General features: G+C 66.5%; 21 protein-coding genes. 13 read left to right on the forward strand and 8 right to left on the reverse strand.

The genetic code is table 11. The annotated features are described in order from the left end of the window. Positions 1 to 93: 93 nt before the first annotated feature. From GTZ99_RS04580 to maiA, 5 genes are all read left to right on the forward strand, one after another. Entirely contained in the window at positions 94 to 2,367 is a 2,274-nt protein-coding gene (locus GTZ99_RS04580) for a TonB-dependent receptor (RefSeq protein ID WP_161717129.1), read from the forward strand. A gap of 162 nt (positions 2,368 to 2,529) precedes the next feature. Continuing rightward, positions 2,530 to 3,330 carry an IclR family transcriptional regulator gene (locus tag GTZ99_RS04585; RefSeq protein WP_161717130.1) on the forward strand — a complete coding sequence of 267 codons (801 nt, stop codon included), beginning with the start codon at positions 2,530 to 2,532 and terminating at the stop codon, positions 3,328 to 3,330. Between the two features lie 103 nt (positions 3,331 to 3,433). After that, positions 3,434 to 4,480, forward strand: a complete 1,047-nt coding sequence (gene gtdA, locus GTZ99_RS04590) for a gentisate 1,2-dioxygenase (RefSeq protein WP_161717131.1) — start codon at positions 3,434 to 3,436, stop codon at positions 4,478 to 4,480. Continuing rightward, positions 4,477 to 5,169, forward strand: a complete 693-nt coding sequence (locus tag GTZ99_RS04595; RefSeq protein ID WP_161717132.1) for a fumarylacetoacetate hydrolase family protein — start codon at positions 4,477 to 4,479, stop codon at positions 5,167 to 5,169. Before gtdA ends, GTZ99_RS04595 begins: the two co-directional genes overlap by 4 nt. Before the next feature lie 5 nt (positions 5,170 to 5,174). Continuing rightward, on the forward strand, positions 5,175 to 5,807 hold the full coding sequence (gene maiA, locus GTZ99_RS04600) for a maleylacetoacetate isomerase (protein ID WP_161717133.1): 633 nt from the start codon (positions 5,175 to 5,177) through the stop codon (positions 5,805 to 5,807). 72 nt (positions 5,808 to 5,879) lie between these two features. On the opposite strand, the gene GTZ99_RS04605 is transcribed toward maiA, so the two are convergent. After that, positions 5,880 to 7,370, reverse strand: coding sequence for a carotenoid oxygenase family protein (locus GTZ99_RS04605; protein ID WP_161717134.1), 1,491 nt, complete (start codon positions 7,368 to 7,370; stop codon positions 5,880 to 5,882). A gap of 299 nt (positions 7,371 to 7,669) precedes the next feature. Between GTZ99_RS04605 and clpP the strand changes: the two genes are divergently transcribed. Both clpP and clpX read left to right on the forward strand, forming a co-directional pair. Beyond that, positions 7,670 to 8,353: an ATP-dependent Clp endopeptidase proteolytic subunit ClpP gene (gene clpP / locus GTZ99_RS04610; protein ID WP_161717135.1), complete on the forward strand. Its 684-nt coding sequence runs from the start codon at positions 7,670 to 7,672 to the stop codon at positions 8,351 to 8,353. Between the two features lie 111 nt (positions 8,354 to 8,464). Beyond that, entirely contained in the window at positions 8,465 to 9,718 is a 1,254-nt protein-coding gene (gene clpX, locus GTZ99_RS04615; RefSeq protein WP_161717136.1) for an ATP-dependent Clp protease ATP-binding subunit ClpX, read from the forward strand. Between the two features lie 88 nt (positions 9,719 to 9,806). On the opposite strand, the gene rarD is transcribed toward clpX, so the two are convergent. The 3 genes from rarD to GTZ99_RS04630 all read right to left on the reverse strand — a co-directional run bounded on the left by rarD (position 9,807) and on the right by GTZ99_RS04630 (position 13,763). Beyond that, the gene (gene rarD / locus GTZ99_RS04620) at positions 9,807 to 10,688 is read right to left on the reverse strand and encodes an EamA family transporter RarD (protein WP_161717137.1); all 882 of its coding nucleotides are present in this window, start codon (positions 10,686 to 10,688) and stop codon (positions 9,807 to 9,809) included. An 87-nt stretch (positions 10,689 to 10,775) separates the two neighbouring features. Continuing rightward, on the reverse strand, positions 10,776 to 12,239 hold the full coding sequence (locus GTZ99_RS04625) for an aldehyde dehydrogenase family protein (protein WP_406818580.1): 1,464 nt from the start codon (positions 12,237 to 12,239) through the stop codon (positions 10,776 to 10,778). A gap of 81 nt (positions 12,240 to 12,320) precedes the next feature. Then, positions 12,321 to 13,763 carry a protein adenylyltransferase SelO family protein gene (locus GTZ99_RS04630; protein WP_161717138.1) on the reverse strand — a complete coding sequence of 481 codons (1,443 nt, stop codon included), beginning with the start codon at positions 13,761 to 13,763 and terminating at the stop codon, positions 12,321 to 12,323. Between the two features lie 84 nt (positions 13,764 to 13,847). Here GTZ99_RS04630 and GTZ99_RS04635 point away from each other — a divergent pair, with 84 nt between their 5' ends. From GTZ99_RS04635 to GTZ99_RS04655, 5 genes are all read left to right on the forward strand, one after another. Continuing rightward, positions 13,848 to 14,720 carry an alpha/beta fold hydrolase gene (locus tag GTZ99_RS04635; RefSeq protein ID WP_161717139.1) on the forward strand — a complete coding sequence of 291 codons (873 nt, stop codon included), beginning with the start codon at positions 13,848 to 13,850 and terminating at the stop codon, positions 14,718 to 14,720. Positions 14,721 to 14,725: 5 nt separating this feature from the next. Then, positions 14,726 to 15,898, forward strand: a complete 1,173-nt coding sequence (locus GTZ99_RS04640) for a glycosyltransferase family 4 protein (RefSeq protein WP_161717140.1) — start codon at positions 14,726 to 14,728, stop codon at positions 15,896 to 15,898. Positions 15,899 to 16,018: 120 nt separating this feature from the next. Beyond that, positions 16,019 to 16,990, forward strand: coding sequence for a tetratricopeptide repeat protein (locus tag GTZ99_RS04645; protein WP_227711104.1), 972 nt, complete (start codon positions 16,019 to 16,021; stop codon positions 16,988 to 16,990). Between the two features lie 28 nt (positions 16,991 to 17,018). Continuing rightward, on the forward strand, positions 17,019 to 18,380 hold the full coding sequence (locus GTZ99_RS04650; RefSeq protein WP_161717141.1) for an outer membrane protein assembly factor BamB family protein: 1,362 nt from the start codon (positions 17,019 to 17,021) through the stop codon (positions 18,378 to 18,380). Positions 18,381 to 18,454: 74 nt separating this feature from the next. Next, positions 18,455 to 19,804, forward strand: a complete 1,350-nt coding sequence (locus tag GTZ99_RS04655; protein ID WP_227711105.1) for a methyltransferase family protein — start codon at positions 18,455 to 18,457, stop codon at positions 19,802 to 19,804. A 12-nt stretch (positions 19,805 to 19,816) separates the two neighbouring features. On the opposite strand, the gene GTZ99_RS04660 is transcribed toward GTZ99_RS04655, so the two are convergent. The 3 genes from GTZ99_RS04660 to GTZ99_RS04670 all read right to left on the reverse strand — a co-directional run bounded on the left by GTZ99_RS04660 (position 19,817) and on the right by GTZ99_RS04670 (position 22,408). Continuing rightward, entirely contained in the window at positions 19,817 to 20,116 is a 300-nt protein-coding gene (locus tag GTZ99_RS04660; protein WP_161717142.1) for a putative quinol monooxygenase, read from the reverse strand. Between the two features lie 3 nt (positions 20,117 to 20,119). Continuing rightward, positions 20,120 to 21,508, reverse strand: coding sequence for a glutamate--cysteine ligase (locus GTZ99_RS04665; RefSeq protein ID WP_161717143.1), 1,389 nt, complete (start codon positions 21,506 to 21,508; stop codon positions 20,120 to 20,122). 129 nt (positions 21,509 to 21,637) lie between these two features. Then, positions 21,638 to 22,408, reverse strand: a complete 771-nt coding sequence (locus tag GTZ99_RS04670) for a 16S rRNA (uracil(1498)-N(3))-methyltransferase (RefSeq protein ID WP_161717144.1) — start codon at positions 22,406 to 22,408, stop codon at positions 21,638 to 21,640. A gap of 47 nt (positions 22,409 to 22,455) precedes the next feature. Between GTZ99_RS04670 and ubiA the strand changes: the two genes are divergently transcribed. After that, positions 22,456 to 23,367: a 4-hydroxybenzoate octaprenyltransferase gene (gene ubiA / locus GTZ99_RS04675; protein WP_161717145.1), complete on the forward strand. Its 912-nt coding sequence runs from the start codon at positions 22,456 to 22,458 to the stop codon at positions 23,365 to 23,367. A gap of 67 nt (positions 23,368 to 23,434) precedes the next feature. Here the strand turns inward: ubiA and GTZ99_RS04680 are convergent, their stop codons facing one another. Next, complete coding sequence (locus tag GTZ99_RS04680) at positions 23,435 to 26,878, reverse strand: chromosome segregation SMC family protein (protein WP_161717146.1); 3,444 nt, start codon at positions 26,876 to 26,878, stop codon at positions 23,435 to 23,437.

The following is a 26,878-nucleotide window of genomic DNA, read 5'->3' on the forward strand; positions in this document are numbered from 1 at the left end:
TGCGATAGCGGATGTATAACGCCGGCCAATTGCCGTGACCTCGTATGATTGCGGGGTATAGCGGTAACCAACCCTTCAGGAGGAGAGGATCTGATGCATTCCTGCAAGTTGCTTGTTGGCGCCAGCGTTCTGGCATTTGCCGTGTCGGCTTCGGTCGCGCAGGCCGCTGACGCGCCCGCCAATGGTGAGACCGAAATCGTCGTCACCGCGCAGAAGCGTACCGAAAATCTGCGCGACACGCCTTCGGCTGTGGCTGTGGTCGCCCCGGTCCAGCTGACCAAGAGCGGCGTCACCACCATCGATGATCTGGGCAAGGCGGTGCCTTCGCTGGTGGCGCAGCCCGCGACCAGCACGCTGCGTCCCTTCTATACCCTGCGCGGCGTCAGCACCGCCGTGGTCACCGTGGGTTCGCCCAGCGGCGTGGCCGTGATGCTGGATGGCGTCACGCTGGCCCCTGAATCGCTGGCCGCGCGCCAGCTGTCCGATATCGCCAGTGTTGAAGTGCTGCGCGGGCCGCAGTCGACGCTGGGTGGCCGCGCCGCCTCGATCGGCGTGGTCAACATCGTCACGCGCAAGCCGACCAGCACCCTGCAGGGGCAGGCCAGCGCCACCATCACCACCGACAACGAATATCGCGCGCAGGCTTTTGTTTCGGGTCCGCTCAGCGATACGATCGGTTTCACGGTCTCGGCATTCGGGTCGCACACCGAATTCCTCTCGCGCAACCTGACGACTGGCAAGCATGACTATGCCGACAACTATGGCATCCGTGGCAAGTTGCAGTTCACCCCGTTTGACGGGCTGAAGGTGACGCTGTCGGGCAATTATGTCGACACGCGCGATGTAGGTGCCTTCCAGGCCTATACCTATGTCGACAGCAGCGCGCTGTTCCGTGGCACCTATACGCAGGGCGCCGCTTTGCCGGGCATCACGCCCAAGGCCCAGAACGCCGATTACGCGACGATCCATACCCCCGGTCAGCGCTCCAAGGACCAGCTCTACAGCCTGACCGCCGAATATCGCGTGGGCAAGTTCACGCTGACCTCGCTGAGCGCCTATTCCAAGGAAAAGCGCGACCTGCGTTATGACGTCTATCTGCAGATGGTGGACTGGGCCTCGTTGCGCACGGCGGGCGCCAACAGCTGGGACAACACGCAGCGGTCGCAGCTGGACATCACCGGCTTCAATCAGGAATTCCGTTTCGCCTCGGATGATCTTGGCTTTGTCCGGGTGCTGGGCGGCGTCTATTACGACTATAGCAAGACCGCGTTCCAGTTTGACCGCCCCGCCTTTGGCACGCCGATCCCGTTTGGCGCCTATCGCGTGGCGGAAAACAACTCCTATGCCGCCTATATCCGCGCCGACTGGAAGCTGACGCCCTCGACCACGGTGATCACCGGCCTGCGCTATAACCATGACAAGGTCGGCTATCTGTACCAGTTGCAGTATAACACCACGCCGGCCTCCTCGACCGTCGGGTTCACCCGCGCCGGTTCGGAGTCGTTCAACACGCTGGTGGGCGACATCACGGTCAAGCAGGACATCGCCGACCGCGTGAACGTCTATGCCAAATATTCGCGCGGCTATAAGCCCAAGGTGTACAATCTGGACGGCACCTTCACCGCGTCGAACACCATCACGCCGGTGAACAAGGAGCAGGTTGACGGCTTTGAACTGGGCCTCAAGGGCGACTTCCTTGACCGCCGCCTGACGCTGGCGGTGGCCGGTTTCTACACCGTCTATCGCAACTTCCAGGTGCAGAGCGTTGACCCGACCGCCTCGGTCCCCACCTTCCAGATGACCAATGCGGGCAAGGCCAGCACGCGCGGCGTCGAGGTTGACGCCACCATCCGTCCGGGCGCGGGCTTTACCGTGAATTTTGCCGGGGCCTACACCGATGCGCGTTACGACAGCTTTGTGGGCGCCAACTGCTATTCGGGCCAGACCGCCGCGCAGGGCTGCGTCACAGTTGGCAGCTCCAGCTTCCAGGACCTGTCGGGCAAGCGTTTGCCCACCGCGCCGATGTGGAAGTTCACCGCTGGCGTCGACAAGCGGATCGCGCTGGATGACGAGCTGAACCTGACGCTGGGCGGGGTGATGACCTATCAGTCCTCGATCGCCTATAGCTCGAACTGGAACCCTGGCTCGGTGCAGACGGCCTATGCCTTGCTGAACCTGTCGGTGGGCGTGGCCAGCAAGTCCGAGCGTTGGAGCGTGACCGCCTTTGTCAACAACGTCACCGATCAGCACTACCTGTCCAATATCTCGGACGTGGGCGGGCGCTGGGGCAACAAGCCGGTGTTCACCGGCTGGTACGGCCGTGACGCCGCGCGCTATGCGGGGCTGCGTCTGGAAAGCAAGTTCTAAAACGCCCCACACGGCCTAGGCTGTGTGACATGACGGGGCCGGGTGGCGATGTGCCATCCGGCCCTGTTTTGCGTGTGGTGATACCGATTGCACGGGCAGGGGGAACGGGTTTAGGCAAGGCGCGCGCGCCGATGGGGCGTGCATGGGAACGGGATGCGGGTGGTGGAGCAGGAAGAGGCGGCGACAGGCGGGCAGGGCGGAGCCAAACGGCGCGGCATCCAGTCGGTCGAGATCGGGTTGCACGTGCTGGAGGCGGTGGCGGCGATGGATGGCCCGGCGCCTTTGGGCCAGATCGCGGCGGCCTGCGCCATGCCTTCGCCACAGGTGCACCGCTATTTGCAAAGCCTGATCGCCGCCGGTTTCGCCCATCAACAGGCCGACACCGGCCGGTATGAGCTGGGTCCGGGGGCGCTGCGCATGGGGCTGGTGGCATTGGCGCGGGTGGATGCGTTTCACCACATCGACGCGATGCTGCCCGATCTGGTGCGGCGCACGGGCCTGACGGTGCAGGTGGCGGCGCTGGGGCCTATGGGGCCGACGATTGTACGCTGGGCGATGGGGCGTCCGGCGGTGATGACCTCGTTCAGCGTGGGCTCGGTGCTGCCGCTGGCGGGATCGGCCACCGGGCGGGTGTTTCTGGCCTGGATGCCAGAGGCCGAGACCGAGGCGCTGATCCGCGCCGAGATCCGCCGGGGCGCGGTGCGCGCTGCCGAAGTTGCCGCGATGCGCGCCGCTGTGCGCGCGGCGGGCCGGGCGCAGGTGGAGGGCACCATGGCGCCGGGGCTGCGGGCGGTGGCCTTTCCGATTTTTGACCTGCAGGGCCGCGTGGCGCTGAGCGCGACCGCTGTGCGTCTGGCGGCGGGGGATGATCCAACAGGCGACGCCGCGACCGAGGAACTGGGCCAGATGTGTGCCGAGATCAGCGCCCATCTGGGCTGGCGGGAAAAACAGGATTACCGCTAAACATTTCGGATTGGCAAACCCGTTTGCCCATGTATAACGCCTGCATGCCCGGCGGAAGGTGTCCGCTCGCCCTGCGTCCGGGCCGGACAAAAGGATACACGTCATGGAACCCGGAGAGGCGCAGCAGGCCGCATTGCGCGCTTTGTATGCAGAGATGGACCCGGCGCATCTGGCGCCGCTGTGGGAAAGCCTGTCGCAACTGGTGCGCCCGGTGCCCGCCCCCGGCATGGTGGCGCATCGCTGGGAATATGCCCCCACGCGCGACTATCTGATGCGCGCGGGCGATCTGATCAGCGCCGAACAGGCCGAGCGCCGCGTGCTGATTCTGGAAAACCCGGTGCTGCGCGGCACGGCGGCGATCACCACCTCGCTGTATGCTGGGCTGCAACTGATCCTGCCCGGCGAAATCGCGCCCTGCCACCGCCATTCGCAATGCGCTCTGCGCTTTGTCATGGAGGGCGAGGGGGCCTATACCAGCGTCGATGGCGAAAAGGCGGTGATGCGCCCGTTCGATCTGGTGCTGACGCCCAATTGGCAATGGCACGACCATGGCAATGACACCGATCATCCGATGATCTGGCTGGACGGTCTGGATATCCCCATTGTCCGCCTGTTCGACACCACCTTTGCCGAACATTACGATGGCAAGGTACACCCCGAAACCGCCCCTGCGGGCGTGTCGCAGGCGGTCTATGGCCGTAATCTGCGCCCGCTGGATGGTTCGGTGGCGGCGCGCCGCCCGGCGGAGCGGCCCTTGTTCCATTACCCCTATGCCGATTGGCGCGACGCGCTGGGCCGGATGGCGGCGATGGCGCAGATCGACCCCCATGTCGGCCATGCGCTGGAATTCCTGAACCCGGCCGATGGCGGGCCGATCATGCCGACGATCTCGGCCCATGTCCGCCTGTTGCCCGCCGGGTTCCAGACGCTGGCCCGCCGCTCCAGCGACGCGATGGTGTTTGTCGTGGTCGAGGGCGAAGGCACGATCTGCATCGATGGCGTCGACATGCCGCTGGCCCCGCGCGATCTGGTGGCGGTGCCGTCATGGGCCAAGGTTGAATTGCAGGCCAGCAGTGAGCTGGTCCTGTTTGCCTATTCTGACAAGGCCGCGCAGCAAAAGCTGGGCCTTTATAGGGAGAAATGTGAGTGACCCTGGTTTTCGAACCCTCGGCCCCGGTGTTGGCGCCGGTCAGCGATGGCCGGTCCTATCCGGTGGAACGCCTGTTCTGCATCGGCCGCAACTATGCCGCGCATGCCCGCGAAATGGGCAAGGACCCCACGCGTGAGGCGCCGTTCTTCTTCACCAAATGGGCCAGCACCGTGGTGCCCACCGGCACCGCAATCGCCTATCCGCCCGAAACGGCCAATTTCCATTACGAGGCCGAACTGGTGATCGCCATCGCCAAGGGGGGCCGCGACATCGCCGAGGCTGACGCGCTTTCCCATGTGTTCGGCTATGCCACGGGTCTGGACATGACGCGCCGCGACCTGCAACTGGAAGCGCGCGACAAGGGCCGCCCTTGGGACACCGGCAAGAATGTCGAGCAGTCCTCGCCGCTGGGCCTGATCCATCCGGTGGCTGAAGTGGGTCATCCGGCCACTGGCCGCATCGCCCTGACGGTGAATGGCGAGGTGAAGCAGGACGCCGATCTGGCCGATCTGATCTGGTCGGCAGATGAGGTGATCGCCTATGTCTCGCGCTTTTACGAACTGCGCGCGGGCGACCTGATCTATACCGGCACGCCCGCCGGTGTGGGCGCGGTGGTGCCGGGCGACGCGGTGGTGGTGAGCGTTGCGGGCCTTAGCGATTGCGCCGTCACCATCGGCGAAAAGGCGTAAGCGCTGTGCGGCTGCATGGCTTCTTCCGCTCCTCGGCCTCGTACCGGCTGCGGATCGCGCTGAACCTCAAGGGGCTGGCCCATGACAGCGCCTATTACCGCCTGCGGGCGGGGGAACAGCGCGCGCCTGCCTATCTGGCGCTCAACCCGCAAGGGCTGGTGCCCGCGCTGGAGCTGGACGAGGGCGGCGTGCTGACCCAGTCGCTGGCGATCTGCGAATATCTGGACGAGGTCTGTCCCGATCCGGCGCTGTTGCCCGCAGATCCGCTGGCCCGAGCCAAGGTGCGGGCCTTTGCGCAGGTGATTGCCTGTGACATCCACCCGATCCAGAACCTCAAGATCCTGCGCCGTCTGGCGGGCCTGGGCCTGTCCGAAGAGCAGGTGAACGATTGGGCCGTCACCACCATCGAGGAAGGCTTTGACGCCTGCGAGACGCTGTTGGCGGAGCAGGACGGGCGGTTCTGTTTTGGCGATACGCCGGGGCTGGCCGACATCTGTCTGGTGCCGCAACTGTCGAACGCGCGGCGCTTTGGCGTGGATCTGCGTTGGCCACGGTTGCAGGCGGTTGAGGCGGCCTGCATGGCGCTGGACGCCTTTGCCAGCGCCGCGCCAGAGGTGCAGCCGGACGCCGCAGGCTAACAGCGGCCGATACACGAAAGGCGCGGGAGGGGTGTGTTCCTCCCGCGCCTTTTGCTTTATCAGGTGGCGCGCTTACGCCGTGGCAAAGCTGGCATAGCGCGTGGCGTCACACCAATTGCCATGCAGCCCGCTGCGCAGGCGGAAGGGCAGCTTGGCACGGCCGACCGGGCCAGCTTCCAGATCCTGTGCGTCCAGCACCACCAGATCGGAATAGTTGGTCACCAGATTGTCGACCACCGCGATGATCCAGCCATCGCCTTCGGGGCTGTCGGGCGAACGCGGGACAAAGCATGGCTCCTGAATCATGCAATGCGGCCCCGCCCACCAGCTGTCCTGCGCGCCTGTGGCGTGGTTGATGTGGCCGATCCGGTTCATGCGGAAGCCCGAGGCCCGCGCGCCCGGGAAATCCACCGGCATGTCCAGATCCATCACCAGCATATAGCCATGGGTATAGGGCTGACCGACATAGCGTTCGTCCAGACGCGGGAATTCGTCGATCCACGTCGACAATTGCTGGACGTTCGAGAAGTCTTCGGACGTGCTGGCCAGATCGACCGTCCAGCGCGTCAGAAAGGGCCGCCCCTTGACCGGATCGAACGGCGCGCCGTGGATGTCGGGGAAGAAGGGGAAGCAATTGCCCTCGGCCTCGCAGGTGTCAAAGTGGATCTTGGTCCCATCCTCGAAGGCGTTCATGACGTGGCTGGCAAAGATCGTCTTGGGCGCCTTGAACCAGCGCATGTCCTTGGCCGTGACGCCCGGCCCGCGCGGCAGAATGCCCAGATAGACCGGCAGCGTCGTGTCAAAGCCGAAATGCGGCAGGCCCGCCTTCAGCCGGTCCCAATTGCCGGTCGAGGGCACGATGTGGAACACAGCGTAATGCTCGGTCAGGCCGAAGTCGTGCATCATGCAGTAGTACGGCACCTCGAAGAAGGTTTCGTAGAGCACGCGCCCCTGCGGATCGATCTCAAAGAACGAGCAGTCCTTGGTCAGCAGGCCCGTCGCGGCATAGCCAAAGTTGCAGAAATTGCCCGTTACCGGATCAATCTTGGCATGGGCGCTGAAGGTCTGGTTCTTCAGCGTCTCACCGCCGGTATCGGCAAAATGGGTGAAGCCTGTGGTTTCCAGGCTCAGCGGGTCCATGACCAGACAGGGGCCATCTTCCTTCATCGCGAACAGCTTGCCCGCGTGGACCATGACATTGGTGTTGGTGGTCGAACGGATCTGGCCCTTGACCGATTCGTCGTCGGTCAGCGGGTTGCGATAGGCGCCAAACAGCGATTTGCCCGCCGCGCGCTCCAGCTTGAACTTGTCGGTGTGGGCATAGCGCTGCTTGAAATGCACCTTGCCGTTTTCAAAACGGAACAGGCTGACCATGCCATCGCCGTTGAAGAACTGGTCATCTGCAAACTTGGGCGGGAACTGGGCATCGGGGTGGACGCGGTGGAAAGTGCCGTTCATGCTGGCCGGGATCTCGCCCTCGACCTCCATGTCCAGAATGTCGCATTCGAGTCGCACCGGGCGTAAAATGCCGGTAAAACCGCGGGTGTCCGGGTAATGTGCCATTGTGACGTCCTCTCCTTTGTATGTGATACATATAATATCGGATGTGAACGTCAAACTTGATCTGGCGCAAGCGGTGGGCGGCCTGTCGCGATGGACATCGGGCCGAATCAATCCCCGCGCCAAAGCCTGTCTGATCGCGCCATCTTGCGCGCAGGTGGCCGTGGTTGCCATGCCCATGGGGGAACCTCCGGGAAAATTGTGCCGTTTTGCACGGAATGTGACAAGGATTGTTGGGTTAATGCCCTTGAACATCGCGGGAAGGCACGCGACATAGGTTGGCCAAGCATACGAGGACTTTCATGATCGATCTGTTCGGACACGGCAGCAGCAACAGCCAGGGCAAGTTCACCGTTGATCCGGTCACCGGATCGCTGATCCCGGTGGTGGTGGAACAGTCGAGCCGCGGTGAGCGCAGCTTTGACATCTATTCGCGCCTGCTGCGTGAGCGCATCATTTTCGTGACCGGTCAGGTCGAGGACCACATGGCCGCGACCATCGTCGCCCAGTTGCTGTTTCTGGAATCGGAGAACCCGAGCAAGGACATCAGCATGTACATCAACTCGCCCGGTGGCGTGGTGACGGCGGGTCTGGCGATTTACGACACGATGCAGTATATCAAGCCCAAGGTATCGACCGTGTGCATCGGTCAGGCCTGCTCGATGGGGTCGTTCCTGCTGGCCGCTGGTGAGCCGGGGATGCGTGTGGCGCTGCCCAGCGCCCGCATCATGATCCACCAGCCCAGCGGCGGCGCACAGGGCATGGCCAGCGACATCGAGATTCAGGCCCGTGAAATCCTGCGTATTCGCAAGCGGATGAACGACCTGTATGTCAAGTTCACCGGCCGCACGCTGGAAGAGATCGAGTCCGCCATGGACCGCGACACCTTCCTGGAGGCGGACGAGGCGCTGAAGTTCGGCCTGATCGACAAGGTCGTCGATCGCCGCGCCGACGCGGACAATGCCGAAGGCGCCGGCAAGGAATAAGTAACGCTGCCGGTTCAGCGTGGTGCAAGCAGCCCATGCTATATCGGCAGGCCAAGACAGGGCCCGCGTCATGGCAATCAGGCCGATGGCGCGGGACAGTTGGGAAAAAGCATGACGAAACTGAGCGGATCCGACGCGAAAAGCACCCTCTACTGCAGCTTCTGCGGCAAATCGCAGCATGAGGTGCGCAAGCTGATCGCCGGGCCGACCGTGTTCATCTGTGATGAATGCGTCGAACTGTGCAACGACATCATCCGCGAGGAAACCAAGAGCGGCATCGCCGGCAAGAAGGATGGCGGCGTTCCCACGCCCAAGGACATCTTTGAAACGCTGAACGATTACGTGATCGGTCAAGACCGCGCCAAGCGCGTGCTGTCGGTGGCGGTGCACAACCATTACAAGCGCTTGAAGCACAGCGGCAAGGGCGGCGAGGTTGAGCTGTCGAAGTCGAACATCCTGCTGGTGGGCCCGACGGGCTCGGGCAAGACGCTGCTGGCGCAGACGCTGGCCAAGACGTTTGACGTGCCCTTCACCATGGCCGACGCGACGACCCTGACCGAGGCTGGCTATGTGGGTGAGGATGTCGAGAACATCATCCTCAAGCTGTTGCAGGCCAGCGACTATAACGTCGAGAAGGCGCAGCACGGCATCGTCTATATCGACGAGATCGACAAGATCAGCCGCAAGGCCGAAAACCCCAGCATCACCCGCGATGTGTCGGGTGAGGGCGTGCAGCAGGCCTTGCTCAAGCTGATGGAGGGCACCACCGCCAGCGTGCCGCCGCAAGGCGGGCGCAAGCATCCGCAGCAGGAATTCCTGCAGGTCGACACGACGAACATCTTGTTCATCTGTGGCGGCGCCTTTGCCGGTCTGGAAAAGATCATTGCTGATCGCCTGCAAAAGCGCTCTATCGGTTTTGGCGCCCATGTCGCCGACCCGGACAAGCGCCGCGTGGGCGAATTGCTGCAAAAGGCCGAGCCGGAAGATCTGCTGAAGTTCGGCCTGATCCCCGAATTCGTCGGCCGTCTGCCGGTGATCGCCACGTTGCAGGATCTGGACATCCCGGCGCTGGTGCGCATCCTGCGTGAGCCCAAGAACGCGCTGATCAAGCAATATGCCAAGCTGTTCGAGCTGGAAGACGTTGCGCTGACCTTTACCGAGGAAGCGCTGGAGGCGATCGCCCAGAAGGCGATCGAGCGCAAGACCGGCGCGCGCGGCCTGCGTTCCATCGTCGAGGGCATGTTGCTGGACACCATGTTCGACCTGCCGACCGAGCAGGACATCGCCGAGGTGGTGGTGGACAAGGACGTGGTCGAGGGCCGCAAGGAACCGATGCGCGTGTTGAAGAACAAGGAAGCGGCGTAAGCCGAACCGGGCGCTGGCCCCATGCGGGCTGGCGTTGCCACATCACGGGGCGGAAAGCTTGGCTTTCCGCCCCGTTTTGCGTCTGGCCTCAGCCGCTGCGCCGGACCCACAGATCGCGGCAATAAACGCCAATCGCCGCCCAGATCAGGGCAAAGCTGATGGCTTGCGCCGGTTTCAACGCTTCGCCAAACAGCGTCAGGCTGGTGACGAAGACGATCGTCGGCGCCAGAAACTGGACAAAGCCCAGCGTCGAATAGGGCATATGCCGCGCGGCATGGGCAAACAGCATCAGCGGGATCGCGGTGATCAGCCCGGTCAGCGCCAACAGCGCGCTTTGCCCCGGATTTGCCCCGAAATGGTGGCCGCCATCGGGCGCCAGCCACAACAGCGCGGTGGCGGGCAGCAGCAGCACCATGACCTCGACCGTCAGGCCGGGCAGGGGCCCCACCGCCACCAGTTTGCGCACCAGCCCATAGAACGCGAAAGTGAACGCCAGCCCCAGCGAGATCGCCAGCGTGTCCAGCGCCTGAAACGCCAGCACCGCCACTCCGGCACCGGCCAGCGCGACCGCCGCCCATTGCGCCCGGCGCAAACGCTCGCCCAGGAACAGCGTGCCCATGACGATGTTCATCAACGGATTGATGTAATAGCCCAGACTGGCCGCCAGCACATGCCCCTGTTGAATGGCGATGATATAGATCAGCCAATTGCCCCCGATCATCAGGGATGACAGCGCCAGCGCGCACAGCGTGCGGCGGTTGGTCAGCGCGGTGACCAGCGCGGGGCCTTGGCGGGCAGCGATGATCGCCACCACGCAGACCGGCACCGTCCAGATCGTCCGCCACGCCAGAAAGGGAAAGGGCGGCACCGCATGCAGCAGTCGGAAATACAGCGGCAGCAGCCCCCACATCAAATAGGCCACCACCGCATAGGGTAGGCCATTGGGGGCGGGATCGGCGTTACGGTTCATGTCGGCGGCCTGTTTTGCGTGCCCGCCTGCGGTTAGCGGTCCGGGCGGCAACAGGCAACCTTGCGCCCGGTGTTAAAGCGGGGGGCGCTACACCTCTGGCCCAAAACCGGCGCCGATCCCGGCGCGCGGCTGCTCCATTTCGGCAGACGCCACCGGCACGGCGCAGCCATCGACCGTGTAATAGCCACCCGGCCGCAGATTGCCCGACAGGCCCAGCCCGCCCAGCGGTGCCATCGGCAGATCGGTGGTGGTCGGGCGGTTCCAATGGATGGCGCCCGCCCGCACATGCGACCAGAAACGGTTGTATTCCTGCGGGCTGCCGCCAATCAGACCGGCGGCCAGCCCATATTGGGTGGCGTTCGCCTCGGCGATGGCGGCGTCAAAATCGGCGACGCGGACCACTTGCAACAGCGGCCCGTACAGTTCCACATCCGGGCGGTCAGCCACATCGGTGACATCGATGATTGCCGGGCTGACAAAGGGCAGGCGGTCATGCAGGCGCTGCATATGCTTGATCGGACGGCCGCCATGGCTCATCAGCCAGATAAAGCTTTGCGTCAGGCCATCGGCCGCATCATGGCTGATCACCGGGCCCATGAAGGGCACCGGCTCGGCGTCCGGCGCACCCACGATGATGCGGTCGGCCAGACGTTTGACCGCGGCCAACAATGGTTCGGCCATGGCGTCGGCCACGATCAACCGCCGCGCGGCGGTGGCGCGCTGCCCCGCACAGGCAAAGGCCGATTGCACCACCAATACGGCGGCGTCCTCGATCAGTGGCGTGTCCCACACCACCAGCGGCGTGTTGCCCCCCAGATTCAGCGACATCAGCCGGTCGGGGCGGGCGGCCATGCGGCGCGCGACCATCTGGCCCACATGGCTGGAGCCGGTAAACAGCACGCCATGGATATTGCCATCGGCCACCAGCGCGGCGCCTGCCGTGCCATCGCCCAGCACCAGATTGACCACGCCCGCCGGATAGCCCGCCCGTGTCGCGCATTCGGCGATCAGGCTGCCACAGGCACTGGCGCGCTCGGACGGTTTGAACAGCACCGTGTTGCCCGCGATCAGTGCCGGGATACACTGGCTGATCGGCGATTCGACCGGCTGACAAAAGGGAGAGATGACCGCGATCACCCCAAGCGGCTTGTGCCGCACGGCGGTCGCGCCCAGCAAGGCGCTATCATGCTTGCGCTGGCTGGCGCGTTCGGCATGGGCCTTGGTCGCCTGATCGATACGGGCCAGCGCGTTCTCGATTTCCTTGTGCGCCTCCCACAGGGGCTTGCCGGTTTCGGCGGCGCAGGTGGTGGCCAGGCTCGGGCTGACGCGGCGCAATTCATTGCTGAAACGGCGGGCCAGTTCAACGCGGTTGGCCAGCGGCATCGCCGCCCAGCGCGGCCATGCGGCGCGCGCGGCGGCAATCGCGCCGGCAACATCGGTGGTATGGCCGTGCCAGATCGCTTCGCCCGTGGCGGGCGCGATCGATACGATCTCTTCACTGCGAGGCAGGGGGATGGTTTCGGGTTTCATATCGCCAATCAAAGCACCCATGCCACCCCTAGGCCGGAAAGAATGAACAAAGCCTTGCCGGTCGGGCCACATCTGGTCGGCACATACTATGCCGCAAATGCGTTAAGGATCGCTTGTGACGGGGCCTGTGGCGATATGCCCCGATGGCGCGGGCGGCGTGCCCAACCCATCGCCCAGCGCCCGGATGGCCGCGACATGGGCCATTAACGGTTGCCAGTCGTCGTGGGTATCGATCGCGGCCCAGATCCGCTCCACCTCATCGATGTGGTTCGAGGGCGGCGGGCCATGCCATGCCGCGCCCTCCAGCGCGCCGGGCAGCGGGGCATAGGCGAAGAGCGCCTCGGCCAGCGGCGATCCGGCCTCGGCCCGGCCGCCGCGCGCGGCGTGGAAAAAGGTGTCGGGACCGATGCCATTGTCCTTCATTGCAGCGCCACAGGCCGCCATCAGCGCGGCGTCAGTGTCGGGTGTGGCATATCCTTCGCGGCCCACAACGCCCAGCCGCCAGCACAGCCGCCGTGCCAGATGGGCGTGGTATAGCCCGTCAAACCGGTCCAGCGCGGCGATCAGCGGTGGCGCATCGGTCAGCGCCCGCAGCGCCACGGCCAATTGCCCGCAGTTCCATTTGATCGCACCGGCCTGCTGGCCAAAGGCATAGCGGCCCGCATGGTCGAAATAGGCCGCCGTGAAGCCCGCCTCCCAGCGCGGCAGCCAGCGCCACGGGCCATAGTCAAAGCTTTCGCCGGTGATGTTCATATTGTCGGTGTTCAGCACGCCGTGGACAAAGCCGGCCACCACATAGGAAGCGGCCATGTCGGCCAGACGGTCAACCACCTGATGCAGCAGGATGACCGCCGGTTCATCGCGCCCCGGCGCGTCATCGGGGGGCGGCGGGCCGGGGTAATGTGCCAGGCAATAGTCGACCAGCTCGGCCATGTGCCCGGCTTCCTCCAGCACCAGCAGGCGCTGGAACGTGCCGATGCGGATGTGGCCGTGGGACAGGCGCACCATGACCGCGCTGCGCGTGGGGGAGGGTTCGTCACCGCGCCACAATGCCTCGCCGGTTTCGATCAGGCTGAACGTGCGCGAGGTGTTGGCGCCCAGCGCCTCCAGCATCTCGGTCGCCAGAATTTCACGCACCCCGCCCTTCAGTGTCAGGCGGCCGTCACCCTGCCGACTCCATGGAGTCGTGCCCGACCCCTTGGTCCCCAGATCCATCAGCCGCGCGCCGCATCCGCGCATCTGGGCAAACAGAAACCCGCGCCCATCGCCCAGATCGGGGTTGAACACGCCAAACTGATGCCCGTGATAACGCAGCGCCAAAGGCTGCTCCAGATTGCCGGGCAGGGGGGCAAACCGGCCGAAATGCGCGGTCCATTGGGCATCGGTCAGGGCGTCCAGCCCGATACCCCGCGCCCAGCGGTCATTGCGCCAGCGCAGTGTCGCTTGCGGGAAGGTGGCGGGGGCAACCTGATCGCCCAGCCAATCGGCCAGAGACAGGATTTGCGGCTCGGGGGCGTAAGCCTCTGCTTGCGGTTCTGCGCGCATGGGGCAATAAGTGGGGCAGGAGCGGGGGCAGCGCAAGGGCGCATGGACCACGCGCAACGCTGATACAGGATTGCCAGACGGGCGATGAGCCAATTTACCGACCAATTCTGGGATAGCCCCGATGGGCTGCGTCTGCATTACCGCGACTATGCGGCCGCGCCTGATGCGCCCGACGGGCGGCCGCCGGTGCTGTGCCTGCCGGGGCTGACGCGCAATGCGCGCGACTTTGCGACCTTGGCCGAACATCTGTGCGCGCGGGGGTGGCGGGTGATCTGCCCGGACATGCGCGGGCGGGGCGATTCGGCCTATTCCAAGAATTCGGCCACCTATAACCCGATGCAATATGTGGCCGACGTCAACGCCTTGCTGGAACAGGCGGGGGTGGATCGGTTTGTCGCCATCGGCACCTCGCTGGGCGGGTTGATGACGATGGTGCTGGCGATGATCGACGCCAAACGGGTGGTCGCCGCCGTGCTGAACGACATTGGCCCGGTGATCGAACCTTCCGGGCTGGCCCGCATCCGCGAATATGTCGGGCAGGGGCGCAATTTCCCCACATGGATGCACGCCGCCCGCGCGCTGGAGGAAGACCATGGCGCGGCTTTCCCCGATTATGAGACGGCCGACTGGCTGGCCATGGCAAAACGGGTGATGACGCTGGGGCAGAATGGCCGCATCGTCTATGATTACGACATGAAGATCGCCGAACCCTTTGACCAGCCCGGTGGCGAGGCGGGCGTCGACATGTGGCCGGGCGTGGACGCGCTGGCCGGGCGGCCGATCCTGTTGCTGCGGGGCGAATTGTCCGACCTGCTCTCGGCCGAAACGCTGGGCGAAATGTTGCGCCGCCTGCCCGGCGCGCAGGCGGTGACGATTGCCCGCACCGGCCATGCCCCGACGCTGGATGAACCGCCCGCCGTGGCCGCGATCGAGCAATTGCTGGCGCAGGTCGGTTGAACGGCATGAGCGTGGAGGACAAAACCGGGCCCCAACCAGCGCGCCCGCGCATTCTGCACCTGCATTCCAGCTTTAACCCCGGTGGCAAGGAATTGCGCTGTGTCCAGCTGATCAACGCCTTTGGTCCGGGGGTGGAGCACCGCATCATCTCGGCCATGGCCGGGGCGATGGAGGCGATGGCGCGGATCGACCCGGCAATCCCGATCCTGCCGGGCGACGATTTCCCCGCGCTGCAGGGCCGCCCCACACCCGCCCGACTGTTGCGCCTTGCCCGCGCGATGGCGGGGCATGATCTGGTGCTGACCTATAATTTCGGCGCGATGGACGCGGTGCTGGCGCATACGCTGTTCGGCGCGCTGCTGAACCTGCCGCCGCTGATCCACCACGAGGATGGGTTTAATCAGGACGAGGCTGTCACGCGCAAGCCGCTGCGCAACTGGTATCGCCGCATCGCGCTGGCGCGGGCCGAGGGGCTGGTGGTGTGCTCGACACAGTTGCAGGCAATCGCGCGGGCCGAGTGGGGGCAGCCGGACGCGCGCCTCCACCGCATTCCCAATGGCATCCCGACACCCGCCTTTGCGCTCCCTTGCGCGCCCGATGCCATCCCCGGCCTGACCAAGGGCCCCGGTGACCTGTGGGTGGGGACGATGGCGGGGCTGCGCGTGGTCAAGGACCTGCCGCGCATGGTGCGCGCCTTTGCCGATCTGCCCGCGCCATGGCGTCTGGTGATCGTGGGCGAGGGGCCGGAACGGGCCACCATTCTGGCCGAGGCCGCGCGGCTGGGCATAGCTGACCGCGTGCATCTGCCCGGTTTTGCCAGCAATCCGGCCGCGGTGATGGGGCTGTTCGACATCTTTGCCCTGTCATCGCAATCCGAACAATTCCCGATCAGCGTGGTCGAGGCGATGGCGGCGGGCCTCCCCGTCGTCAGCCCCGATGTGGGCGATGTGCTGGCCATGGTGGCGGGGGACAACACGCCGTTCATCACCCCCGTCGGCAACGAGATCGAGATGGCGGGCGCGCTGCAAACACTGGCCGCGTCGCCCGATTTGCGCGCTGCCGTGGGCGCCGCCAACCGCGCGCGCGCCACCGCCGACTATGACGAAGGCGCGATGATCGCCACCTATGCCGCGCTGTATGGGCGGGCGATGGGGCGCGCACTGGGGGCTTTCCCGTAAATACCGCGATTCATCATGGGTACAGATCGTTCACCACAGGTTGAAAAGCCCGGCCCATCCGCTAAACAGGCGCGCCGGAATGTCCGGTTCTTGTTTCGTTGACTATCAGGATCATTTGCCTTGGCCTTGCGTCCCACCCGTCCCCAGACCCGCGCCGAACAGCTGGCCTCGCGCGCCGCAGAGCGTGACGCCGCGCAGCAGGAAGCGTTCATGCGCGAGGTGGATGACGCCCTGCGTGAAGACCAGTTCATGACCCTGTTGCGCCGTTATGGCAAACCGGCGGCAGGCGCGGTGGTGCTGGGGCTGGCGGGGCTGGGCGGCTTTTTGGGCTGGCAGCACTATCAACAGACCCAGGCCGAAAAGCGGGCCGAGCAATTGACGCTGGCGCTGGACGACATGGATGCGGGCAAGCTGGGCGCGGCCGGGCTGTCGCTGGCCCAGATCGCCAAGGATGGCGGCGATGGCAGCCGCGCGGTCGCGCAATTGACCGCCGCGGGCATTGCGGTGCAGCAGAACAAGATTGACGATGCCGCGCGCCAGTTTGCCGCCGTGGCCGCCGATGCCGGCGCGCCGCAGCCGTTGCGCGATCTGGCCAGCCTGCGCGAGGTCTCGCTGCGCTTTGACAAGATGCCTCCGCAAGAGGTGATCGCCCGGATGCAGCCGCTGGCCGTGGCTGGCAATCCGTGGTTTGGCCCGGCGGGCGAACTGGTGGGCATGGCCTATCTGAAACAGGGCCAGAACGCCAAGGCCGCCGCCCTGTTTGGCGCGATTGCCAAGGACAAGGATATCCCCGATTCGCTGCGCAGCCGTGTGCGGCAAATGGCCGGGTTCCTGGGCTTTGACGCGGTGGAGGATGTCTCGCGCGTGCCCGCGATGGCCGCGCCCGCCGCTGGTGGCGCGCCTGCTGCGGGCCCGGCGCCTGCTGGCGCGGCCGCGCCGCAACCCGCGCCCCAGCCTGCCGCCACCCGCGTGCCCGCGCGTGCCACGCCGCGCCCCGTCGCGCCCGATCCGAACAAGATCTATGTCGCGCCGGCCAAGCCTGCGCCCGCACCCGCTCCTGCCGCGCCGGCGCCTGCCGCTCCGCAGCCATAATACCCGCTGACAGAGGATACACACGCGCATGACGCCTAACCCTTCCTCCCGCCGTCTGACCCGTGGCCGCGCGGCTGTGGCTGCGCTGCTGCTGACGGCCGGACTGTCGGCCTGTGGCCATAGCCCGATCCGCCCGAAAAAGGCGCCGCCCACCCCGACGATGGGCAACCGCGAACCGATCCTGTCGCGCATCGAATCGGCGGCCACGCCCGATTCCGATCTGTCCAGCGTTGCGGTGGTCGTGCCGTTGCAGCGCCTGAACGAGGAATGGGTCCAGCCCGGCGGCAACGCGGGCAAGTCCTATGGCAACCTGACGCTGTCGGCCCAGCCGAAAAAGCTGTGGGAGGCGCGCATCGCCGGTTCGTCCGAGCGCCGCCGTCTGGCGTCTGCCCCGGTGGTGGGCGGTGGTCTGCTGTATGCCTATGACACCAATGGTGTGCTGCATGCGATGGACGCGGCGACCGGCGCGGAAAAGTGGACGCACAGCTTCACCGTCGGCGGCAGCCTGTCCGAAGTCGTGTTTGGCGGCGGCGCCAGCTATGACAAGGGCGTGCTCTATGTCACCAGCGGCGTGGGCGAAGTGGCGGCTCTGGACGCCAAGACCGGCGCGCAAAAGTGGAAGGTCAAGCCTGCGGGGCCGCTGCGTGGATCGCCCACGGTGGCCTTCGGCTCGGTTTTCGTGATGACGCAAAGCAACGGGATTTTCGCCCTGAACGCGGCCGATGGCGTGTTGCAGTGGCAGGAATCGGCCTCGGTCGGCATCACCAGCGTGTTCGGCGTGGCAGCGCCTGCCGCTGGCCAAGGCTCGGTCGTGGCGGGGTTCTCGACCGGGGAGCTGATCGCCTACCGCTATGAAAATGGCCGCACGCTGTGGAATGACGCGCTCTCGCGCACGTCGCTGTCCACCTCGGTCGGCGCGCTGACCGATATCGATGCCGATCCGATCATCGACAATGGCCGCGTCTATGCGCTGGGACAGGGGGGGCGCATGGCCGCCTATGACCTGTTCACCGGCATGCGCATCTGGGAACTGAATCTGGCAGGCATTTCCACCCCGGCGATTGCGGGGGAGTGGATCTTTACCCTGACCGACGAGGCCAAGCTGCTGTGCATCGCCCGTTCGACCGGCAAGGTGCGCTGGGTGGCCCAACTGGCGCGGTACAAGAACGTCAAGAAGAAGGAAGGCATGATCTATTGGACCGGCCCGGTGCTGGCTGGGGATCGCCTGTGGGTGACCAACTCGCAGGGTGAGGTCCACATGATCAGCGCCATGGACGGCGTCGACGCCAAATATGGCGAGGTGAGCGCGCCCGTGTCGCTGGCGCCGATCGTGGCCAATGGCATCATGTATATTCTGGACGACAGCGGCCGCATCACGGCGTTCAAGTAAGTTGGTGGGCCAGCAACGCGTGCATTGGCTGCGCGTTGTCAGGGACTTAACCGATGATGCTGTATGGGGCGGGCATGGCTGACATGTCCGCCCCTGCTGTTTGCGCGACCCCCGCGCCTGATCACCCGCCCGCCAGTGACGTGTCGGCGGGCGTGGGGCTGGTGGGCTTGGCCGTGCTGGTTCTGTGGATCGCGCTTTGCCGCCATTGGGGCTGGGTGGTGGCGGTGCTGGACCTGCCGGGGCCGCGCGCGCCGCTGGCCGGGCCGTTTGCCGCGCTGGCCGGGCTGGGCCTGTCGGCGGCGGCGATGATGGCATGGTCGCTGTGGGTCGATGGCGTGCATCGGCGGCCTTCGACCGGCATTGATTGGGCCAACCCCCGCCCATGGGGCGCGCATTGGCACGAGAGCGCCATCAAGCTGTTCGGCCTGTGGGCGACATGGGGCATCATCGCGCTGTTCTATGGCCTGTGCCGTTGGTACTGGCAGGGGCCTTGGCTGTTTGCGATGCAGGTGATGGGCGTGCTGGCGCTGCCGTTGGCCTTGGTGTCGGTGCCCTATGTGCTGTGGCTGGACCGGGTGCTGGTGCAACCGCGTGACGGAGCATGGCATTTTGGCGCATGGCTGGCGGGGCGGCGCGATGCGGATGTGGGGGCGATCCTGATCCATTGGCGGGCATGGGCGGTCAAAGGGTTCTTTACCGCCTTCATGCTGTCGATCGTGCCGGGCGGGTTTGCCCATGTCGTGCGGTTTGACTGGGCGCAGTCAGGTGACCCGGCAGCGCTGGCCAATTGGTTGATCGACCTGTTGTTTGTGGTCGACGTGCAGATCGGCACGGTCGGCTATGTGCTGACGCTGCGCCCGCTGGATGCGCATATCCGCAGCGCCAATCCCTATCTGGACGGCTGGCTGGCGGCGCTGGTGTGCTATCCGCCCTTTGTGCTGATGTCGGCGGGCGGGCCGCTGGACTATCAACAGGGGGGGATGGAGTGGTCGGGCTGGATCGCGGGACATCCGGCGCTGTTGTGGGGCTGGGGTGCGGTACTGGTGTGCCTGACGGCGTGCTATGCTTGGGCGACAGTGGCGTTTGGCGTGCGCTTTTCCAACCTGACCTATCGCGGAGTGATCACCACCGGGCCATACCGTTGGACGCGCCATCCGGCCTATCTGGCGAAGAACCTGTTCTGGTGGGGAGCCAGCCTGCCGATGCTGCCGGCCACGGGGCTGGTGTCGGACGCATTGCGCAACACCGCCATTCTGGCCAGCGTCAGCGCGGTCTATTGGTGGCGCGCCCGGACCGAGGAGCGCCACCTGTTGGCGCAAGACGCGAAATACCGCGAATATCACGCATGGGCCGGCGCACATGCGCCGGTGACGCGGGGGATTGGTGCGGTGCTGCGCTGGCTGGGGTTCACGGCCGGGCGGTAACCCGGCGCGCGGTTACAGATCCTTGGCGCTGGCGATGTCGAACACGGTGACGGCGCGCTCGGTCATGCCCATTTCTGCCCGCGCGGCGCCCCATGCGGCCATGTGCGCTGCGGCCAGATGGGCCTTCAACGCGGCCTCGCTTGCCCAGCGTTCCGACACGCGGAACAGGCCCGGCGAGAGCACATCCTCGGCCACGTCATAGGCGATGCAGCCATCCTCTGCCCGCGTCTCGGCCACCACCGCGGGGATCAGGTCACGCGCACGCGCGATATGTTCGGCCGGGATGCGAAAGCTGGCAAGGACAAGGATCATCGGTCAAAAGCTCTTTTCGTCATAGACATGCGACAGGTCGCCGCCCCATGCCCCGTGATACAGGTCCAGCAGGCGCTGTGCCGGCACCGTACCGGTTTTGACGATCTCGTCCAATGGATCGAGGTAATGCGTTTCATCCTGTCCCATCGAATTGACGCGGGCGCGCGCCTTCAAACCGGCGCGGGCGATGGAGAGCACCTCGGGCGCGATGTCGCGCAGCGTCTTGCCGCCATCGATCGGCGCGTCCAGCGCCAGACGCGGCACGGCATTGCGCAAAGCCTCGCGGCTTTCCATGCTCCAGCCCTTGACCAGATCCCACGCCGCATCCAGCGCGCTCTGGTCATACAACAGACCCACCCACAGCGCGGGCAGGGCGATGATCCGGGGCGTGGGGCCACCATCGGCGCCGCGCATTTCCAGGAACGACTTCAGCCGCACTTCGGGGAAGGCGGTCGAGAGGTGGTCATTCCAGTCGCCAATCGTGGGCACTTCGCCTGGCAGCGCGGGCAGTTCGCCCTTCAGGAAATCGCGGAAAGACTGCCCCGCCGCGTCGATATAGCGCCCATCGCGATAGACAAAATACATCGGCACATCGAGCATGTAGTCGACGTAACGCTCGTAGCCAAAGCCGTCCTCGAACACGAAGGGCAGCATGCCGGTGCGCGCCGGATCGGTGTCGGACCAGATGTGGCTGCGATAGGACAGCATCCCGTTGGGCCGCCCCTCGGTAAAGGGCGAATTGGCGAACAGCGCGGTCGCCAGCGGTTGCAGCGCAAGGCTCACGCGGAATTTCTGCACCATGTCGGCTTCGCTGCTGTAATCCAGATTGGTCTGGATGGTGCAGGTGCGCAGCATCATGTCCAGCCCCATCGACCCCACGCGCGGCATATGGCGCAGCATGATGTCATAGCGGCCCTTGGGCATGATGGGCAGGTCTTCGCGGGTCTTGTCCGGCCACATGCCCAGACCCAGATAGCCCAGACCCAGCTTTTCGCCCACGGCCTTGACCTCGTCGACGTGGCGGATGGTTTCGTCCGCCGTCTGGTGCAGATCCTCCAGCGGCGCGCCCGACAGTTCCAACTGCCCGGCCGGTTCCAGACTGATCGTGCCATCATCGCCCTTCATCGCGATGACATTTTGCGTGCCGTCCTTGCCGGTCTCGAAAATCTCTTCCCAGCCATAGGCGCGCATGCCCAGCAACAGGTCGCGGATGCCCCCGGTTTCGGCATAGGAGGGCGCGCCCCGGTCCGACAGGCGATAGACGCCCTTTTCATGCTCGGTGCCGATGCGCCAGTTTTCGCGCGGCTTTTCGCCCGCAGCCATGGGGCCGGCCAGTTGGTCGATGCTGGTGATGACCGGATCGTGCGACCCGGAGTCCTGCCGTGTGCTCATGGCGCTCTCCCTAATGGCGCGGTTGGGATTGCGCCAGAGCAATTGTCTTTTTACAGATTCGCCTATGTGAAAACTTCGCGTTTTTGTAAAGATGACTGACAAAAGCGCATGGCCCCGCGATGGAGCGTTTCACTCTGTGGTGTCGGCCCAATCCCCGCGCGTGCCCATCCACAATGCGGTGGCGGCGATGGCGGCGGTTTCGCCCCGCAGAATGCGCGGGCCCAGCGTGATGGCGCGGGCCTGTGGCAGAGCGCGGATGGCGGCGCGTTCCTCGGCAGTAAAGCCGCCTTCCGGGCCGATGATCAGGCCCACCGGGCCGGTTGTCGCGGCAAAGGCGGCAGCGGCGGGCGCGCCCCCCGTCTCGTCGGCAAAGAACAGGGTGCGGGCCGGGTCCCAATCGCGCAACACCGCCTCCAGCTTTACCGGATCGGTGATGGCGGGCAGGGCGGTGCGCGCGCATTGCTCGGCCGCTTCGGTCAGGGTGGCGCGGGCGCGGTCCAAATTCAATTTATCCGCCACGCAACGACGCGTCAGCACCGGGGCGATGCGCGCGACACCCAATTCACACGCCTTTTCCAGCACCAGATCGAATCGGTCCTTTTTCAACAGCGCGGGATAGAGCGTGAAATCAGGCACATCCTCACGCCCGCGCTGCAGCGTCACGCATTCCAGAGTCAGGTCGCGTTTGCCCACGGCCACCGCGCGGGTGGCCCATTCGCCGGTCACATCGTCGCAACAAATCACCGCGTCACCCACGCCAACGCGCATCACGCGGGCCAGATAATGCGCCTGAGGGCCATCAATGGCGATGATCGCGCCCGTCGCCAAAGGGCCGGGGACAAACAGGCGCGGCGCCGAACGCGGCGGCCAGGCGGGAGTAGCGGGCAGGTGGTCTGACATGCTCCGCGCTCTAGCCGATTGCGGCGGCGGACGCTATGGCGGGCGGCATGAGTGATGCTCCGCAGATCGTTGCCGATACCCAATATCGCGGCCTGATGGCGCTGTTGCCGGAACGCGCGCGTGATTACGCCTCTTTGGCGCGACTGGACCGGCCGATTGGCTGGTGGCTGCTGTTCTGGCCCTGTGCGTGGGGCGTGCTGTTGGCGGGTGGCGCGGCGCGGTGGGGCCTGTTGCTGTGGCTGCTGCTGGGCAGTGTGGTGATGCGCGGGGCGGGCTGTGTGTTCAACGACATCGTTGACGCCGACATCGACCGCCGCGTTGCCCGCACCGCCTTGCGCCCCGTGGCCAGCGGGCGGGTCAGCAAAAAGGCGGCGTGGAGCTGGACCATCGGCCTGTGCCTGTTCGGCCTGATTGTCCTGTTGCAATTGCGCTGGCAGGCGCAGGTGGTGGCGTTGGCCAGCCTCGCGCTGGTGGCCGCCTATCCCTTCATGAAACGCATCACCGGCTGGCCGCAGGCGTGGCTGGGGCTGGTGTTCACATGGGGCGCGCCCGTCGGCTGGGTAGAGATCCGTGGCTTTGCCGATCTGCCGGTGCTGGGCGCGCTTTATGCCGGGTGCTGGGCGTGGTGCATGGCTTATGACACGATCTATGCCCTGCAGGACCGCGAGGATGACGCGCTGGTGGGGGTGGGCTCATCGGCGCTCTCGTTTGGGCGCTATGCGCGGGCGGGCGTGGCGGGGCTGTATGGGCTGGCGGTTGTATGCTGGGGCGCGGCGGTGTGGGCGGTGCGGCCCGATCCACTGGCGCTGTTGGCGCTGGTGCCGGTAGCGCTGCATTTCGGCTGGCAGGTCACCACCCTGCGGACCGAGGACGGCGAGAACGCGCTGGCCCGTTTCCGCGCCAACCGCTTTGCCGGATTGCTGATGGCGCTGGCCTGTCTGGTGGTGGGGGCGGCCTGATGCGATGTCCGTTCAGGCTGACGCGAACGGACATGCAACGCTCAAGCGCCGCGCGGGCTGATCCGCGCTAAACCGCCTGCTCCAGCAACGCCTCTGCGGCCACCAGATCGACGCTGACCAGCCGCGACACACCCTTTTCCACCATGGTCACGCCAAACAGCCGGTGCATGCGCGCCATCGTCACGGCGTTGTGGGTGACGATCAGGTATCGCGTGTCGGTCTCCTGCGTCATCGCCACCAGCATGTCGCAGAACCGTTCGACATTGGCATCGTCCAGCGGCGCGTCCACCTCGTCCAGCACGCAGATGGGCGAAGGGTTGGTCAGGAACAGCGCGAATATCAGCGCCACGGCCGTCAACGCCTGCTCCCCGCCCGACAGCAAAGTCAGCGATTGCAGGCGTTTGCCCGGCGGCTGGGCATAGATTTCCAGCCCAGCCTCCAGCGGGTCGTCCGAATCGACCAGCGCCAGATGGGCCATCCCCGTGTCCTGTGGCCCGCCATTGAACAGCCGCGCGAACAATTGCCGGAAATGGCCGTCCACTGCCTCGAACGCGGCGCGCAAACGCTCGCGCCCCTCGCGGTTCAGGCTGCCGATCGAGCCGCGCAACCGGTTCACCGCCTCGGCCAGCTCGGCCTTCTCGCGCTCGGACTCGGCGGCGCGGGATTCCAGTTCGGCCAGCTCGTCCGCCGCCACCAGATTGACCGGGCCCAGCCGCTCACGCTCGGCCACCAGCCGGTCGTGGTCGGCCCCTTCCGCGCTGGCATCGCCCACATCGCTCTCGGCAAAGCCAAAGCGGTCGACCAACAACGGCGGCGGGCATTGAAAGCGTTCGCCGCAAAGCCGGTTCATTTCCTGACGGCGGGCGTCCTCGGCCTCGGCGCGGGCGGCGGCCCCGGCGCGGGTCTCGCGGGCCACGGCCAATGCCTCCTGCGCGGCTGCCAGGGCGCGCTCGGCGGTGGAGGCGGCCTGTTCGGCCTGTTTCAGCGCGGCGTCGGCGGCCTGTGCCTGCGCGGTCAAATCCTGTGCCTGCGCGCGCGCGGTGTCCAGATCGCGGCGCAAGCCTTCGGGCCGGGCGGCGACGATCGCGCGCTCCTCTTCGATCTCGTCAAAGCGGCGGCCCATTTCGGCCAAGCGCCGCCCGGCGTCCCCGGCGCGGGTCTGCCAATTGCGCGCCTCGGCGGCGTGGGCGGCGGCGCGTTCGCGGGCAACGGCAATCGCCTGATCCTGCGCCGCCAATTGCGCGGCGGCGGTGGCGACACGGGCGCGGGCGGCTTCGTTCTGGGCTCTTGCGGCGATGACCAGCGCGCGCCCCGCATCCGGCGCGGGCAAAGCGGCACGGCGGGCCTCTGCCGCCTGCGCGTCCTGTGCCGCGCTTTGGGCCTGCGCGGCCAGATCGGCGGCGCTGGCCTCCAGTTCGGCGCGGCGGGTGGCCAGACGCTCACGCGCTGCCTCTGCCGCATCCATGGCGCGCAAAGCGGCGCGTTCGGCATCCGCCGCGCCCGCCACCGCGCGTTCGGCGGCAACGGCGGCGGTTTGCGCGGCGATCAGTTCGGCCGAAATCCGCGCCGCCGCCGCCTCTGCTGCCGCCACCGCCGCGCGCAACGGCGGCAATTGCCCCTCCAGCGCAGCAAAGCGGTTGTCCGCCTCCAGCCGCGCCGCCTCGGCCGCGCCTTCGCCCCGCGCGACAAAGCCGTCCCAGCGGCGCACATGGCCCGCCCGCGTCACCAGCCAGTCCCCGACCGCCAGCGCGCGGCCATCGTCCGCCTCCACCACCTGCACCCGCGCCAGTCGCGCCGCCAGTTCGGGCGGGCAATCGGGGATGTGGTGGATCAGGGCGCCGGGCGCGGGGGCGGGCGCATCGGCCCCGGTCCAGAACCGGCCCTCCTGCCCGGCGGGCGCTTCACCCAAAGGTGCCCGGGCATCGCGGCCCAGAACGGCCGCCAGCGCGCGTTCATAGCCGGGCGCCGCGCGCACATGGTCCAGCGCCAGACGGCGCCCCGCCGCGCCTTGCTGCGCCTTCGCACGTGCCTCACGGTCGCGCAGCAGGGCCTGAAATTCGCGGTCCACGCCCGCCAGATCGGCCCGCGCCGCCGCCAGTTGGGCGGACGCCGCATCGCGTTCCCCCGCCAGCCTTGTGCGGTCGGCCTGTGCGCCCTCTACCCCGGCGCGGGCGCGCTCCAGTTCGGCGGCGGCGGCATCGCGCGCGGCCTGCGCGCGGGCCAGATCGCCCTCCACCTGCGCCAGTGGCACCAGCGCGGCCAGCGCCTGCGCGGCGCGCGCCACATCGGCATTCACCCGCTGTAGCCGGGCGGCAGCCTGCGCCACTTCGGCCTCGGCGATGCGCCATTCGGCTTCGACGCCGGCCTGATCGGCGGTCGCCTTGGCAAAGGCAACCTCGGCCGCGTTCGCTCCGCGCTCGGCGTCCTCCTGCATGGCGATCAGGCGCGGGCGGGCGGCCTCTGCCGCGGCCAAGGCGGCCTTGCCCTGCGCCACCTCGTCCTGCAACCGCGCGATCGCCTCTGCCGCGTCACGGGTCATGCGGTCAGCCTCGCCCCGGTCGGCCTCCAGCCTCGCGCGCTGACGGTCCAGATCGGCCAGCCGCTGCTCGGCCGCCTCCAACTGGCTGGAGAGCGTGGTGATGCGGTGAGCCTGCTCGCTGGCGGCCTCACGCGCCAGCACCTGCGTATCGCGGGCGCGGGCCAGTGTGATCGCCGCCTGCGTTTGCGCGGTCTGCGCGGCCTCGGCCTGCTCCTGCGTTTGCGCCACGCGGGCCTGCGCAGTGGCGGCCTGATCGCGCGCCGTCTGTGCCGCCTGCGCCGCATCGCGCCATCGAGCGAACAGGCTGCGCGCCTCACCCACGCGGATACGTTCGGACAGGGCACGGTATTTCTCGGCGGTGCGGGCCTGTCGGCGCAGGCCCGACAGCTGGCTTTCCATGCCCGCCATCAGATCGTCCAGCCGGGCCAGATTGGCCTCGGTCGCGCGCAGACGCTGTTCGGCATCCTTGCGCCGGACATGCAGCCCGGCAATGCCCGCCGCCTCCTCCAGCATGGCGCGGCGTTCGGCGGGGCGGGCGGCGATCACGGCGGCAATCCGCCCCTGGCTGACCAGCGCGGGTGAATGCGCCCCTGTTGCCGCGTCGGCAAAGGTCAGTGCCACATCCTTGGCCCGCGCGTCGCGGCCATTGATGCGATAGGCGCTGCCCGCGCCGCGCTCGATCCGGCGGACGACCTCCAGCTCCTCACCGTTGGCGTCCTGCGCGCTCAACACCACCTCGGCAAAGTCGCGCGCCGGGCGGGTGGCGGTCCCGGCAAAGATCACATCCTCCATCCCCCCGCCGCGCAGGGATTTGGGGCTGCTTTCGCCCATGACCCAGCGGATCGCCTCCAGCAGGTTCGATTTGCCGCAGCCGTTGGGGCCGACAACCCCCGTCAGCCCCGGTTCAATGCGCAGTTCCGCCGGCTCGACAAAGCTTTTGAAGCCCGAGAGTTTGAGGCGGCGGAACTGCAT

This window comes from Novosphingobium ovatum (assembly GCF_009909235.1).
Classification (GTDB): domain Bacteria; phylum Pseudomonadota; class Alphaproteobacteria; order Sphingomonadales; family Sphingomonadaceae; genus Novosphingobium; species Novosphingobium ovatum.